At 63.3% G+C, this 15,870-nt stretch carries 8 protein-coding genes; all 8 read left to right on the top strand.

The window, feature by feature from the left end:
- Positions 1–35: 35 nt before the first annotated feature.
- The 8 genes from ACIGEK_RS15210 (at position 36) to ACIGEK_RS15175 (ending at position 15,864) form a co-directional block, all read left to right on the top strand.
- Positions 36–1,973, top strand: coding sequence for a UvrD-helicase domain-containing protein (locus ACIGEK_RS15210; protein WP_397494129.1), 1,938 nt, complete (start codon positions 36–38; stop codon positions 1,971–1,973).
- A gap of 272 nt (positions 1,974–2,245) precedes the next feature.
- A complete protein-coding gene (locus ACIGEK_RS15205; protein WP_397494128.1) occupies positions 2,246–3,418 on the top strand; it encodes an isochorismate synthase MenF in 1,173 nt (390 codons plus the stop codon).
- Positions 3,415–5,055, top strand: coding sequence for a (2,3-dihydroxybenzoyl)adenylate synthase (locus ACIGEK_RS15200; protein ID WP_397494127.1), 1,641 nt, complete (start codon positions 3,415–3,417; stop codon positions 5,053–5,055). Before ACIGEK_RS15205 ends, ACIGEK_RS15200 begins: the two co-directional genes overlap by 4 nt.
- Before the next feature lie 13 nt (positions 5,056–5,068).
- Complete coding sequence (locus tag ACIGEK_RS15195) at positions 5,069–5,941, top strand: isochorismatase family protein (RefSeq protein ID WP_397494126.1); 873 nt, start codon at positions 5,069–5,071, stop codon at positions 5,939–5,941.
- Positions 5,938–9,039, top strand: a complete 3,102-nt coding sequence (locus tag ACIGEK_RS15190) for an amino acid adenylation domain-containing protein (RefSeq protein ID WP_397494125.1) — start codon at positions 5,938–5,940, stop codon at positions 9,037–9,039. Before ACIGEK_RS15195 ends, ACIGEK_RS15190 begins: the two co-directional genes overlap by 4 nt.
- Positions 9,040–9,051: 12 nt before the next feature.
- Positions 9,052–9,810, top strand: a complete 759-nt coding sequence (gene dhbA / locus ACIGEK_RS15185; protein ID WP_397494124.1) for a 2,3-dihydro-2,3-dihydroxybenzoate dehydrogenase — start codon at positions 9,052–9,054, stop codon at positions 9,808–9,810.
- Positions 9,811–9,820: 10 nt separating this feature from the next.
- A complete protein-coding gene (locus tag ACIGEK_RS15180; RefSeq protein WP_397494123.1) occupies positions 9,821–14,383 on the top strand; it encodes an amino acid adenylation domain-containing protein in 4,563 nt (1,520 codons plus the stop codon).
- A complete protein-coding gene (locus tag ACIGEK_RS15175) occupies positions 14,380–15,864 on the top strand; it encodes an amino acid adenylation domain-containing protein (protein ID WP_397494122.1) in 1,485 nt (494 codons plus the stop codon). The genes ACIGEK_RS15180 and ACIGEK_RS15175 overlap by 4 nt, the downstream gene beginning before the upstream one ends.
- The last annotated feature ends 6 nt before the right edge of the window (positions 15,865–15,870 follow it).

The following is a 15,870-nucleotide window of genomic DNA, read 5'->3' as shown; positions in this document are numbered from 1 at the left end:
CATTCAACGATCTATCTGCATGACTGGGTCGTTGGATGCCTTCTGCTGTTCAGCGCTACAAGCGGCGCATTGCCGCTGCTCTGGCGCACTACTTTCCCCACACCACAGCGTATCTGCGTGCCGAGCGCGAAGCGACGGCTCCGCTAAAAAAACCGACCGCGCGAGCAAAGAAGCCTGCCGCGGGTAAAAGCAAGCCGAGCACTGCTAAACAGCCGGCTAAATCGCGTCGCGCCGCCAGTAAAACCAGCGTTCAAGGGGTTTACGGGCCGGCCATGCTCGCGGTCGACGCTGCCAGCAGCCAGAGCATGCGCGAGCAGGTGGCGCGGGCGGTGAGCGCCGGTTTGCTCAGCGCGCCATCGGATGAGCAGTGGGCGATGGTCCTCAGCAATCATCCACTGACGCGCATCTTTGCCGGGGCTGGCTCGGGCAAATCCACCACGCTGGTGCTGCGGGTGGTGTTTATGTTCTGCCACCTGGGCATCAAGCCTGAGCAGCTCACGGTAATTTCCTTCACCAATGTGTCCTGTGCCGAACTGCGTGCGCAGTTGCTCAAGGTGCTTGGCTTCTTCAACTACCCATTCGATGCCGCCCAGGCGCGCCAGTGTGTGCGGACTTTTCACTCGGCAATGGGCGCTGTGGCCAAAAGCCTGCTCGATAACCCGCGTTGGTTCGAACAGATGGATGACCCGCAAGCGGCCGGCCGTGAGCTGGACAATCCGCTAACCGCCAGTCGCTTGCGCCCAGCTCAGCAACGCCTGCTCAAACAGGCCTATCAGCAGTGCTATGCCGAGCAAACGTTGTTCCGCCAGAAGGTGCATGGCCTGCTGCAATTGCCGTTGCCTGCGGTCGAGAGCCAGCGCGTGGGCAAAGCCCCGCTGGATGCCTACAAGTTGCCGGGCGAGTTCAGTGCTACACCGCTGTATGAAGCGTTCTACGCCCAGGCGGGGTTTGCCGAGAGCATTGGCATTGTGCTTAGCGCCATGCAGCCGCAGACCTTGGCGGGATCGGCGGATGTGCGCGAGTTCGGCGAAGCCTTGCTGTTGTTCTGGCCGTACTTCGAGCGCTGCTTACAGGCGCAGGGGTTACTGACCTTCAATGCTGCGTTCCAGCAATTGACCGCGCGCTTTAATGCCGGTGGGCAGGGCATCCCTGCACAGCTGCTGGCACCGTTTAGCCATCTGCTGATTGACGAATTTCAGGACATCTCGCCGCAGATCGTGCAATGGTTGCAGGCTGTGCAACGCGCGCAAACGCAGCAGGGTAGTGCGGTTAGCCTGATGGCGATTGGTGATGACTGGCAGTCGATCTACGGCTGGCGTGGCAGCTCGTCTGAGCTGTTTATCGACTTTGATCGGCACTTCCCCGGTAAAGGCCGGGCCAAGCACAGCCAGGTGCTTACTCTGGCTAACAACTACCGCTCAATCGAGCCGATTATCCGCGACGCCGAAGCGTTGCTCGGCGGCGTAAAACATAAGCAAGCCAAAGCCAGCCATGCGATCAAAGCCACACAGCCGGGCGACCACGGCGTACGCCTGATCCAGCGTTTTGACAGCAAGGCGCGCTTACCCGAGTTGATCAAACAGATTCAGCAGCAATGCGCGCATGCCGCCGAGCGCAATAGCCAAGAACGTAACGCGGTGCTGCTGCTCAGCCGGCGTAACGAGCCGCTAAAGGCCATCACTGCGCAACTGGACAAGAAGCTACCGGTCAAGGCCTACACCATTCACCGCGCCAAGGGTTTGCAGGCCGAAGTGGCCATCATCCTCGACGACTGCATGCCGCCCACCCCACACCCGCTGCGCAATGCGCTGTACGCCTATTCGGGCTTCTTCAGCAACAGCTACGACCAAGCCATGCAGGACGAAAGCCTGCGCCTGGCCTATGTAGCGGTCACCCGTGGGGTCAGTCGGGTGTTCTGGTACTGCCAGAACACCCAGGGCGCGACGCGCATCCTGGCGGAGCGGGGCCGGTAAAAGTTCCCTTGCGGTGTCAGCTCTGCGATGCCGTTGGCAGATTAGGTAAAGCAGCGATCCCGTTCATCCGAATGGGATCGCTGCACTTGTCGACCAAAGCCGCGCGCGAGCAGCAGGTTCGCCGCGGATGGCGACAATTCGCGCCATTTCGTCCCAGTAACCCTCGGGCTAGAGCCCTAGAAATAAATTGACGCAACTTCTGCGAGTGGTTAGTTTTGCCCTCCTTATATGAATGCTAATTATTCGTATTAGCGTTAAATATGGAGGTTGGAGTGAATGCATTGACGCGTACCGCTCATGGGGGCTCCCCTTGGAGCGGTATCCATACGCCCACTTATCGGTTCTATTCTCCCGAAGGTGGGGTTGAGGCCAGCGGTTGTTTCCAGGCTATCGAAGCGCCGGCGGGTGATGATGGTCACGGGGTTGAGCGGGCGGTCGAAGCCGCCTTTGCCGAAGCCAGGGTGGCAGGCTTAAGTCAGCCGCTGGTGGTTGGGGTGATTCCCTTCGACAAACGGCAACCGTCTAGCCTGTTTGTCCCGCGCCATGTTTCGCGCTTATTGCCGGGTGCGCCACCAACGAAAGTCTGCGGTTTGCCCTGTGGCAAGGCCAGGCAATGCACCGAACAGCCGGATCAGAACGGATTCAAGCAGGCCGTCAGTCGCGCGGTTGAGGTGTTGCGCGGGGGCCAGGTGAGCAAGGTGGTGCTGTCGCGGTTGTTGCAGCTGGAATTCGATCACGCACCCTGTGCCACCACGGTGTTCCAGGGGCTGCGCCAGCAGAATCCCGAGGCTTACCACTTTTCTATGGACTTGCCGGATGGCGGCGTGCTGATTGGCGCCAGCCCCGAACTGTTGCTGCGTCAGCAGGGCTGTCAGTTCACCTCCAATCCGCTGGCCGGTTCGGCCAAACGCCTGGCCGACCCTGCTGCCGATGCGCGGGTGGCGCAGGCGTTGCTGCAATCGACCAAGGACCTGCACGAGCATCGCCTGGTGATCGAGGAACTGGACCGTCAGCTGCGCCCGCTGTGCCGCAGCCTGAATGTCGCCGATTCGCCTTCGCTACTGAAGACCGCACGGCTCTGGCATCTGTCGACGCAAATCTCCGGTGAGTTGGCTGCGCCGGCGTCCGCGCTGAGCCTGGCTTGCCGATTACACCCAACGCCAGCGTTGTGTGGTTTTCCTACCGCTGCGGCCAAGCAGTTGATCGCCGAACTGGAACCCTTCGACCGTGGTGTGTTTGGCGGCATCGTCGGTTGGAGCGATGCCGATGGCAATGGCGAGTGGGTGGTGGTGATTCGTTGCGGCATCGTCGAGCACACGCGGGTTCGCCTGTTTGCTGGCGCAGGGCTGGTGACCGCGTCCTGCCCGGAGTCCGAGTGGCTGGAGACCGGCAACAAGCTGGGCACCATGCTCTCGGCCTTCGGTCTGGAACGGGAGGCGCTATGAGTCTGGTGCCTTTCACACCCTGGCCGGCGGAATTTGCCGCGCGTTATCGCCAGGCCGGTTACTGGCGCAGTGAGCCGCTGACACACTTGCTGGAGAAGCAGGTACAGGCGCAGCCCGAGGCGATTGCGCTGATCTGTGGTGAACGGCAGCTGAGCTATGCCGAGCTGGATGTGCAAGCCACATATCTGGCCCAGCGCTTGGCCAATCTGGGCTTCGCACCGGGAGATCGGGCGTTGGTGCAGCTGGCTAATCAGTCTGAGTTTTATATCGTCTTCTTTGCTCTGCTCAAGGCCGGTGTTGCCCCGGTCAATGCACTGTTCAGTCATAGCCGCTTGGAGTTGCTGGCCTACGCTGGGCAGGTGCGGCCACGGCTGTTTATCGGCAGTCGCCAGCATCCGTTGTTTGTCGATGACGCTTTCCTCGATCAATTGCAGGTCGCCATTCCCGAGCTCGACACGCTGCTATTCGATGGCGATGTAGACCCAGCGCATTCACTAAGTACTTGGTTTGAGCCAGTAGCCGCGCAGCATGTTTATGCGCCGACGCCGGCCGATCAGGTGGCGTTCTTCCAGCTTTCCGGTGGCAGCACCGGTACGCCGAAACTGATTCCGCGCACCCATGACGACTACGCCTATAGCGTTCGGCGTAGTGTTGATATCTGTGGCTTTGATCGCGACACCCGCTACCTCTGCGCGCTGCCGGCGGCGCACAACTTTGCCCTGAGCTCGCCCGGCGCGCTGGGTGTTTTCTATGCCGGCGGTTGTGTGGTGCTGGCGGCCGATCCGGGAGCTGCTACCTGTTTCCCATTGATCGCCCGCCATCGGGTAAGTGTTGCCGCTCTGGTGCCGCCGGCCCTGTCGCTGTGGCTGCAGGCCGCTGCCGGACAGCGGGCAGAACTGGCCAGCCTGCAGTTGTTGCAGGTCGGTGGCGCGCGTTTGCCCGAAGCGCAGGCGCGGCGCATCGGCAGTGAGCTTGGCTGCCGCTTGCAACAGGTATTCGGTATGGCCGAAGGCTTGGTCAATTACACCCGTCTTGATGATGACGAGGCGCTGATCTACGGCACTCAGGGCTGCCCAATGAGCCCGGCCGATGAAGTGCGCGTGCTCGACCGCGCCGGCAACCCGGTGGCGGTCGGTGAGGTTGGCGCGCTGCTGACCCGTGGCCCGTACACCATTCGCGGCTATTTCCAGAGCCCCGAACACAACGCCCAGGCCTTCGATGCCGAGGGTTTCTACCGCTCCGGCGATCTGGTGCGGTTGCGCGCCGATGGCTACCTGGAGGTGGTCGGGCGGATCAAGGACCAGATCAACCGGGGTGGCGAGAAGATCGCCGCTGAAGAAGTGGAAAACCTGCTGATGGCGCATCCGGCAATCACCCATGCGGCGCTGGTGGCAATGCCCGACACGGCCCTGGGCGAGAAGAGCTGCGCCTTCGTGGTCAGCCGTGACCCGGCGCTCAAGAGCGTCGCCCTGCGCAAGTTTTTGCGCGGTTTGGGCGTGGCCGATTACAAGCTGCCCGACCGTTTTGAACACCTCGACAAGCTGCCCATGACTGCCGTCGGCAAAGTCGACAAGACCCGACTGCGCCAGCGCATTGCGGCGCATCTGGCTCCTACTGAATCAGCCCCTATCGCATAAGGACCTTATTTTCATGGCTATTCCGGCTCTGCAGACCTACCAAACCCCCAGCGAATGGACGCCGAACAAGGTCAAATGGACCCTTGATCCAGCCCGTGCGGTGCTGTTGATTCACGATATGCAGGCGTATTTCGCTGACTTCTGGGAGGCCGACAGCGCCTTTGTCAGTGCCCTAGTTGAGCGCCTCGCAGCGGTACGCGCGCAGTGCAAAGCGCTGGGTATTCCAGTGGTGTATACCGCTCAGCCGGGTGTGCAAAGCGATGCCGAGCGGGCGCTGCTCAACGACATGTGGGGGCCGGGCATTACCCAGCACCCAGAGCGCCAGGCGATCGTCGCCGGGTTGGCTCCGGAGCCGAACGACACTGTATTGGTGAAGTGGCGTTACAGCGCCTTTCAGCGTTCGCCGCTGGAACACATGATGGCCGAGCTGGGCCGCGATCAACTGGTGATCGGTGGCATCTACGCCCATATCGGCTGCCTGATGACCGCCTGCGACGCCTTTATGCGCGACATCCAGCCGTTTTTGCTGGCCGATGGCGTGGCCGACTTCAATCAGGCCGACCATCAGATGGCGCTGAATTACGTGGCGACTCGTTGCGGTCAGGTGGTGCGCTGCGCCGAGGTACTGAACTTAGGTCGAACTGCCGCACCCGCATTGACCCGCGCCGCATTGCAGGCACGCTTGCTGAGCCTGCTGGATGAGCTGGACGAGCCCTTCGACCCCGACGAGAACCTGTTGGACTACGGCCTGGATTCGATTCAAGTAATGGCGCTGCTCAGCGAGTGGCGCGCGCAAGGTCTGGAGCTGAGCTTCACCGACCTGGCCAAGACGCCGACGCTGAATGGCTGGTGGAGCCTGATCGAACAGCATGGCGGTGCCGCATGAGGTCGCTAGGTGTCGCCCAGCAGGGCCTGTGGCACGGCTATGTGCTGAATGAAGACCGTGCCATGTTCAACACCGCCGAATGCATCGCCTTTGCCGGCAAGATTCAGCCTGCGCTGCTGATCGCCGCGCTGCGCCAGGCGGTTAGTGAGTGCGAAGCGCTCTCCGGGCACTTCGTGGTCGATGGCGAGCAGGTGTTTTTTAAACCCGCAGAGTTGCCGCTCAAGGTCACGCAGGAGCAGCTGCCAGTCGGAGTGGACGGCAAGGCCTGGGTGCAGCAGTGGGGCATGGCCGATATTCGCCAGCCGTTCGACTTGGAATGCGAGCTGCCGTGCCGCTTCACCCTGCTGCAGGGCGAGCAGGTGGATTTTCTCTACGGATGCATTCACCACATCGCCCTCGATGGTTATGGCAGCAACCTGCTTTATCAGCGCGTTGCTCAGTTGTATGGCGCGGCAACGCGCGGTGAACCGGCCGCACCTTGCGAGTTCGGTGACTACGCCGCAGTACTTGCCGAAGACGCCGAGCGTGAAAACCAGGGGCGCACGGCTGCGGCTCGCGACTACTGGCGTGAACAGCTCGGTGCGTTGCCTGGGGCAGTCAGCTTTAGCGAGCGTGTCGCGCCGATTTCGGCGACCTTCCTTCGTCATTCGGCGGCGTTCCCGCCGGCGCTGTGGCAGGCGCTGAATCAACTGGCCGATGCTCATAAAATCGGCTGGCCGGACCTGCTGCTGGCCGCGTTATCGGCGCAGCTGCGTCAGGTCAGTGGCAGCGCCGCTCAAGTGCTTGGTCTGATGGTGATGAATCGCATGGGTTCGGCCTCGTTCAACGTGCCCTGCATGCAAATGAACATCGCGCCACTGTGCCTCGACCTAAGCGATCACGCGAACTTGATCGAGGCCGCGCAGAGCATCGGCAAGCTGCGTCGCAGCAGCCGCAAGCATCAGCATTACCGCTACGAATCGCTGCGTCGCGACCTCGGTCGGGTCGGCGGCGAGCAGCGTCTGTTCGGCCCGTTGATCAATATCATGCCGTTTGATCGCCCGCAGATGTTTGGCGACTGCCCGGCACGCACCCTGAGCCTGAGCGCCGGCCCGGTGGAAGACCTGACCCTGGAAGTGCACCTGGGGGCTGATGGTGTACCGCTGCTGGACTACGACGCCAATCCGGCGTGCTACAGCCAGGCGCAGGTGCGCGCGCTGCAGGAGGAATTGTTCAGCCTGCTGGCCGCCTGGTTGCAGGCCCCGCAACAGCCGCGTGATCAGTTGCTCAGCACCTGGAGCGCGCAGTACCGCGCGCAGCATTTGCTTGGCGCGCCACCTAGCGAGCTGGCGGCGATGGGCGAGGTAAGCAGCGTGTTGCTGGCCATTCGTGCTCAGGCCGAACGCCAACCGCAGCGGCTGGCGCTGTGCCAGGGTGAGCTCAGCTTCAGCTATGGCGAGTTGCAGGCCCAGGCCGAAACCATCGCCGCTGCCTTGAGTGAACGTGGCGTGCAGCCGGGCGAGCGGGTTGGGGTGATGCTCAGCCGCAGCCCCGAGGCGATTGTCGTGCAGCTCGGCGTGCTGTTGGCCGGGGCGGTGTATGTGCCGCTCGATCCGGAGCAGCCTGGTGAGCGTCAGCGGCTGATCTGCGCTACCGCGCAGCTGGCACTGGTGGTCACTGAAGCGGCGTTCCGCCATCGCCTGGCCGATAGCTACAGTGGCCCGATCGAACTGGCGGGCGTGCTGCACAGCGCCACGCGCCTCTGCGCACCACGTCAGGCCGAGGCCGCGGCCTACCTGATGTTCACCTCCGGCTCCACTGGTACGCCCAAGGGTGTGAAAATCAGCCACCGTGCGCTGGATCACTTTATCCAGGCGGCGCGCCTGCGCTATGGCGTGGCTGCCAGCGATCGCATGCTGCAGTTCGCCCCGTTCAACTTCGACGCCAGCATTGAAGAGGTGTTTGTCAGCCTCAGCGCCGGCGCAACTTTGGTACTGCGTACCGATGCCTTGTTGGAGTCGATCAGCGCCTTTGTCGAAGGTTTGGAGCAGCTTGCAATCACTGTGCTCGACCTGCCGACCGCGTTCTGGAACGAATGGGTGGTGGCCCTGCGCGCTGGCCTGGTGCAGGTACCGAGTGGGCTGAAGAGCGTGATCATCGGCGGCGAGGCGGTCTATCCCGAACAACTGGTGGCTTGGCAGGCTGCGGCGCCGGCGCATGTCCGCTTGATAAATACCTATGGTCCGACCGAAGCCACGGTGGTGGCGAGCACCTGCGACCTGCAAAGCCTCGCACCTGGCGGCGATAGCCTGCCAATCGGTCAGCCGCTAGGCGGCGTCACGGCGCTGGTGCTGGGTCGTGGCGAACGTCCGGCCGAGGAGGGCGAGCTGGTGCTGTGCGGTGCGCAGTTGGCCAACGGCTACCTGGGCCGTGATTCGCAAGCCTTTGCCAGCCTGCTGATCGGCGCGCAGCAGACGCCGGTCTACCGCACCGGTGATCGGGTGCGGATAGAGGAAGGTTGTCTGGTTTACCTCGGCCGTCTGGACAACGAATTCAAGATCAGCGGCTATCGCATCCAGCCTGGCGAGGTCGAATCGCGTCTGCTGGCCTTGAGCGGTGTCGACGAGGCCTGCGTGCAGGGCCTGGAACTGGGTAGCGGGTTGCGCCGGCTGGTGGCCTTTATCAGTGGCCCGCGGGATGACCTGCGCGGCATTCGCCAGGCGCTGAGCAAGCTGCTGCCGGCGGCCATGGTGCCGACCGATTACCGGCACTACCCGGCGTTACCCCGCACCGCCAGCAACAAGCTCGACCGCAAGCGTCTGCAGAGCGAGTATCTGCAAGGCTCACGCGAGCAGGCGTTGGACGATGAGACCCAGCAACGGGTGCGCAGCATCTGGCAGCAGATTCTCGGCGTCAGCGCGATTCAGGCCGCTGACAACTTCTTCGAACTGGGCGGGCAGTCGCTGCAGACCATCCAGATCGTTAACCGCCTGGCTAGTGAGTTCGGCACGGCGGTGAAGGTTTCCGATGTTTTCGATCATCCGCGTCTGGCGGACTTCTGTCACTTCCTCGACAGCCGCGTGCAGCAGAGTGAAGCGCAGGTGGAACAGGTCTGGTAAGGAAGAATGCAGATGAACAGACAAATGGATTTCAGCGGTCAGACCATCTGGGTCACCGGTGCCGGCCAGGGCATTGGCCGCAGTGTGGCGGAGGGGTTTGCCCAGTTGGGCGGGCAGGTGATCGGCTTCGACCTGAGCTTCCCCGAGCAGGATTACGGCTTTACCCGCTATGTACTGGATATCGGCGATGCCCAGGCGGTGCAGCAGGCCTGTCACGAGTTACTGGGTGCCCATGGGGTGATCGATGTGCTGGCTAGTGTCGCTGGCGTGCTGCGTCTGGCGCCGATCGAGGAGCTGGCACTGGAGGACTGGGATGCCTGCCTGCGGGTCAACGTCTCCGGACCGTTCTACCTGCTGCGCCAGCTGATGCCGCGCTTCAAGGCCTGGCGGCGTGGCGCGGTCGTGGCGGTAAGTAGCAACGCGGCGCATGTGCCGCGCATGCAGATGGCCGCCTACAGCGCGTCCAAGGCAGCCCTGAGCAGCCTGATCCGCACTGCCGGCCTGGAGCTGGCGACCCATGGCGTGCGCTGCAACCTGGTGTCGCCGGGTTCCACCGACACGCCAATGCAGCGCGGCATGTGGCACAGCGCCGATGCAGCGACGCGCACCATCGCCGGCTTTCCCGAGCAGTTCAAGCTGGGCATCCCGCTGCAGAAGATCGCCACCCCGGAGGAGGTCGCCAGCGTCGTGCTGTTCCTGGCCTCCAGCCTGGCCAGCCACATCACCCTGCAAGACATCGTGGTTGACGGCGGCGCAAGCCTGACCGACTGAGAGGATACGCATGAGCATTAATATCATCGGCCTGCTGAACCAGCTGGCCCGCCAGGGCGTGCAGCTGAGTCTGAATGCCCAAGGCCAGCTGGTTTCCCAGTCGAGCAAGGACGCCATCACCCCGGAGTTGGGCCAGCAGATTCGCGCCAACCGCGACGCCATCATCACCTGCCTGGCGGCCGCCAACGCCTTTGCCGCTCCGATCCAGGCGCAACACGCCGAGAGCGGCCCGCTGTCGTCGTCGCAGAGCGGTTTGTGGTTTATCGAGCAGTACGAAGAAAGCTCGCACCTGTACAACATGCCGGTGTATTTCCGCCTGACCGGCGAGCTGGATGTGCCGGCGCTGGCGTTCGCCTTCGATGCGCTGGCGCAGCGTCACGCCAGCCTGCGCACGCGCTTTGTGCGTAATGCCGAGGGCCGTGGCGAGCAGCAGATTTTGCCGCAGCGGCCGCTGCAACTGGACGTTGAGGATTTGTCCGCACTCGAGCTACCAGCCCGTGAAGCTCAGGTGGCACAACGGGTGCGCGAGGAAATCAACCGGCCCTTCGACCTCACCACGGGTGAGCTGACCCGTGTACACCTGCTGCGCCTCGGTGCGCGTGAGCACGTGCTGCTGATCACCCAGCACCACATCATCTCCGACGGCTGGTCGGTGAAGAACATGTTTGCCGATCTGAAGACCGCGTTTCTGGCGTTTCAGAATCGCCAGCCATTGAACTGGCAAGCGCCGGCGCTGAACTACATCGACTACGCCAGCTGGTTCAATTCGCCGCTGTTCCGTGACTACCACGAGCAGTTCAAGCCGTTCTGGGTCGAGCGCCTGCGCGGTATTGCCGATGTGCACAGCCTACCGCTGGACAAACCGCGCCCGGCGCATCAGGCCAGTGGTGGCGAGCTGGTGTTCTCGACTATCGACAACGGGCTATGGGCGCGCTTTAAACAGCTGTGTCAGCAGCACAACACGTCGCCCTTTATCGGTCTGCATGCTGTGTTTGCGCTGCTGTTGGCGCGTCATAGCGGCGAGCGCGACATCGTTATCGGCACGCCGCTGGCCTACCGCGAACGTCCGGATATCGAAGGGCTGGTGGGATTTTTCGTCAACACCCTGGTGCTGCGCACCCAGCTGTCCGAACGGCAGAGTTTTAGCGATTACCTGCAGGCTTGCCGCAAGGACGACCTGGAAGCCTTCGACCACCAGCTGTACCGCTTCGAGGCGCTTAGCGAGGCACTCGGCATGGATCGCCACACGGCGATCAACCCGATTTTCCAGATCATGCTGGTGTACCAGGCGCAGGTCGATTTCAACGACCTGATTCCCGGTTGCCAGGCGGTCGAGGAAACCTCGCCGGTGCTGCCGGCCAAGACCGATATCTCGGTCAAGGTCACCGAATTGATGGACTCGGTGCGGGTTGACTGGCTGTACGCCACGGCGCTGTTCGAGCACGCCACGGTCGAACGTTATGCCGAACGCCTGTTGTTGCTGCTAGAGGCCGTGGTCGAACAACCCGAGATGGATATCTGGGCGTTGCCGCTGCTCGATCAGCCACTGCTGCAGCAAACCGCCGCGCGTCTGGCCGTGCTGCCCCGTGAGTATCCCAACCGGCGTACGGCGCTGGGCCTGTTCGAGGATATGGCGCGGCTGCATCCGCAGCGCCCGGCCCTGGGGGTTGGCGATAGCGCTGTCAGTTATGCCGAGCTGGATGCGCGAGCCAATCGCCTGGCGCACTGGCTGCTCAGCCAGGGCTGCGGCCCGGGTGCGCTGTTGGGGGTACTGGCGCGCCGCGAGAATGCCTTCGCCGTGGCAGTGATGGCCATCTGGAAAATCAACGCCGCCTACGTGCCGCTGGACCCGGCCTACCCGCGTGAGCGCTTGCAACACATCCTCGGCGATGCCGGCATCGAGTTGATCGTCGGCCAGGGCGAGCCGCCATTTGCATTGAACACTGGCGTGCGTTGGGTCGATCTGCAGGATGCCAGCCTGCAGGCGCAACTGGACGGCATGCTGCCGACCACCCCGGCGCTCGGCCATGATCCGCAGCCGCTTGCCCAGGTGATCTACACCTCTGGTTCTAGCGGCTTGCCCAAGGGCGTGATGGTCGAGCAGGGTGGCCTGGTCAACCTGCTGCAGGACCATGCCCAGCGCCTGCAGTTGAGCTGCGAGGCACGCATGTTCAACTGCATGTCGCTGTCCTTCGACGCCGGCAATATGTGTGCGCTGCTGCCGCTGACCCAGGGTGCGAGTCTGGTTTGGGGGGAGCCGGATGAAGATCTAGTCGAGCAGATTGAGCGCAGCGCCAGCAGCCATATGATTTTCCCCACCGCCTTGCTCGCCACCTTGCCGGACTCTGCGCTACCGACTGTACAGGCGATTGGCTTTGGCGGTGAGGCCTGTCCGGCTGGGTTGGTCGAACGTTGGGCCGGGAGGGTACGCCTGTTCAATATGTACGGGCCGACTGAGGCCACGGTGACCGCGCTATGCAAACACTTAGAGCCAGGTAGCAGTCTGAGCATCGGCTCGCCGATCGACGGCATGCAGGCGCTGATCCTCGATGAATTGGGCAATCTTTGTCCGGTCGGCGTGCCGGGCGAGCTGTGTCTGGCCGGCCTCGGCCTGGCGCGCGGCTATCTAAATCAGCCAGAGCGCACGGCGGCGGTGTTCCGCGAGCACTGTGTGGCCGGCGTGACGCTACGTCTGTACCACAGTGGCGACCGTGCGCGGTTGTTGGGTAATGGTGACTATGAATACCTCGCTCGGCTGGATGAGCAGATCAAACTGCGCGGCTACCGCATTGAACCGGTGGAGATCGAAACCCAGCTGAGTCTTAGCTGCCCGGCGTTGCAACAAGTCAAGGTGCTGGTGCTACGCGATGGCCAGCGCCAGGCCCTGGTTGCCTACGCGGCGCTCAAGCCCGGTGCAGCTCAGCCTGCGGTCGAGGCGATCCTGCATGATGTGGCGCAGCGCCTGCCGGAGTATATGGTGCCCAGCAGCCTGGTGCTGCTTGAACAGATGCCGCTGACGCCCAATGGCAAGCTCGACCTGCGCCAACTGCCGAAGATCGACCTGGCGACTGGCGGCGAGCATACGCCGCCAGCCAACCCGCTCGAGGCCGAGATCCTCGCCATCTGGCAGGCCGTGCTGAATCAGCCGCTCGGTGTGCAGAGCGACTTCTTCCAGCTGGGCGGCGATTCGATCCTGAGTATCCAGCTGACCACACGCCTGCGCGATGCCGGTTATGCCTGCTCGGTCAAGGAGGTGTTCGAGGCCAAGACCGTGCGCCGCCTGTGCCGGGTGCTGGGCAGCAAGCGCGAAGATATCGCGGTGCAGGCCGAGCAGGGCGTGCTGATCGGTGAGTTTCCCTTGCAGCCGATTCAACGCTGGTTCTACGAGCAGCCGCTGGCCACCCCGCAGCACTGGAACCAGGGCGTGCTGCTGCGTTTGCCCGAGGACGTTGGCGCACCGCAGTTGCGCAGCTATCTGCAACAGCTGCTGCAGCATCACGATGCCTTGCGCCTGGCGGTAACGGAAAGTGGCCAGCGTTATCTAGAGAACCTGCCGCTGGGCTCACCCGCGTTGCTGGACTACCGCGAGCTGGGCGAAACGGGTTTGCAATTAGCCTTAACCAAGTTGCAAAGCCACTTCGAGCCGATGTTGGGGCGCACGCTCTGCTGGGGGCTGGTGGAGAACCTGCCGCAGGGCCGCGCACTGTTTATCGCCTGCCATCACCTGGTGGTCGATGCGGTGTCCTGGCGCATTCTCGCCGATGATCTGGCGCGGCTGCACCGTGGCGAAGCGCTGCCGGCTAAGACCAGCAGCTACCGCCAGTGGGGTCAGGGCTTGCTTGGTTATGTGCTGCAAGCTGGTGCGCAGCTGCGCTTCTGGCGTGAGCGCATGGCGGCGATGGATTACCGAATTGCGTCGGACTGGATCAGCGCCGAGCCGACCCAGGTGCATTTGCTTGAGCTGGAGCCAGAGCTGACTCGGCAACTAAGCCAGGACACCACCCAGGTATTTTCCTGCGAGATGCGCAGCCTGCTGTTGGCCGCCTTGACCCGCACGCTGAGCGAGATGGGCCTCGGTCAGCGCCAGTGGATTCTGCTGGAAGGCCATGGCCGCGAGGCGATTGACCCGAGCCTGGATGTCAGCCGCACGCTGGGCTGGTTTACCAGCATGTACCCGCTGGTGCTGGATGATCAGGCGGACTGGGCGCAGCTGATTGCGCAGTGCGCCGAACAGCTGCGCCAGGTGCCGGACAACGGGGTCGGTTATATGCCGCTGCGCGCCAGCCTGACGGAACCCAACCCCTTGCCGCTGCCACCGGTGGCGTTGAACTACCTGGGCAGCGCGCGCAGTGGTCAGGGTGATTGGCAACCGTTGCCCATCGCGCCGGGGCGGCCGAGTGCGGCGGACAATCGTTCGGCAGAGCTGATCAGCCTGCACGGCGGGATTTTTGATGGCCGCCTGACCCTGCGGCAGATCGGCTGCCTGCGTGGTGATCTCAGCGAGCAGTTGCTGCAGCGCCTACGTCAGCACCTGAGTGAATTGGCCAGGTTGGCTATGGAGGTACAGCCATGACAATCATGCAGAAGAACCTCGGCGTGCCGCTGCTGGGCACGCACCTGGCGCAGGTATTCGCCGCGCATGCCGGCGCGCCAGCGCTGGGCTGGGCTGGCGACAGTTACAGCTATGCGCGCCTGGCCGCACGCACCGCGGTGATTGCCACGCAACTGAAGGTGCAGGGCGTGCCAGTGGGGGCGCGGGTCGGCTTGTACCTGCAACGCTCGGCCGATCTGCTGGCAGCGACGCTCGCCTGTCTGCAAAACGGCCTGTGCTTTGTGCCGCTGGACCCGGAGTTCCCCCTTGAGCGCTTGCAAGGCATTGCCGAAGACGCCGAACTGGCGCTGGTGCTGCAGGATGCAGAGGGTCAGGGCAGCTTTGCCGTGCCGAGCCTGCACCTGCGCGAAGGTGAGGGCGGCGAGCTAAGCTGGCCGGCGCTGGATGAGCAACAGCCGGCTTATATGATGTTTACCTCGGGCTCCACCGGGCGGCCCAAGGGTGTGGTGATAAGCCGCCGCGCCCTGGCCAATTTTCTCCGTGCTGCCAGCCGCCGGCTGCAGCTGGGCAGCGCCACTCGCTGGCTGTTTATTACTACCCCGGCCTTCGATATCTCCCTGCTGGAAATGCTCGGCCCGCTATGGAGCGGAGGCGCACTGGAAGTGGTCGGTAATTCGGCGCACAAGGACCCGGATGCGCTGCTCAGGCTCTTGGCCGAGCATCCCGAAATCAACACCCTGCAAGCCACCCCGGCGTTCTGGCGCATGCTGCTCAAGGCCGGTTGGCCAGGCCGCGCCGGGCTGACTGCGCTGTGCGGCGGCGAGGCACTGGATGCGCCTCTGGCCGAGCGCCTTACACCATTGGTTGGCCAACTGTGGAATTGCTACGGCCCCACCGAGGCCACGGTCTGGTCGCTGATGGCGCAGGTGCAATTGCCGCTCGGCGAGCAGGGCGTGCTGCTGAGTCAGTCCCTCGATGGCTATCGCCATTGGGTGCTGGATGAGGCCGGCGAGGCGTTGCCTCTCGGCGGCGAGGGCGAGCTGTGCATCGAAGGGCCGTCGTTGGCCAGCGGCTACTGGGCGCGTGATGACCTGGCTGCACAGAGTTTTATTACCTGGCAAGGCCGCCAGCTGTATCGCACCGGTGACCGTGTGCAGCGGGTCGGTGAAGACGCCTACCGTTACCTGGGCCGGCGTGATGAGCAGATCAAGCTGCGCGGCTTTCGCATCGAGTTGGGCGAAATCGAAGTCTGTCTGCGGCGTATCGACGGCGTGCAGGACGCAGCGGTGCGCCTGCATGGCAGCGGCGATGAGGCGTGCCTGGTGGCGTACGTGGAGCTGCGCGAGGGCGCGGGTTTGGGCCGCATGAGCATTCGCCGCGCTCTGCAGCAGCGGCTGCCGCACTACATGATCCCCGGGCGCATTCTGTTGCTCGATAGCCTGCCGAAGACCGCCAGTGGCAAGCTTGATCGCAAGCGTTTGCCGGTGCCAGAGGGCATTTAGCCGCCG

This window comes from Pseudomonas sp. NPDC079086 (assembly GCF_044542155.1).
Classification (GTDB): Bacteria; Pseudomonadota; Gammaproteobacteria; order Pseudomonadales; family Pseudomonadaceae; genus Aquipseudomonas.
The sequence above is the reverse complement of the archived record's forward strand: the minus strand, read 5'-3'. Positions and strand labels throughout refer to the sequence as shown.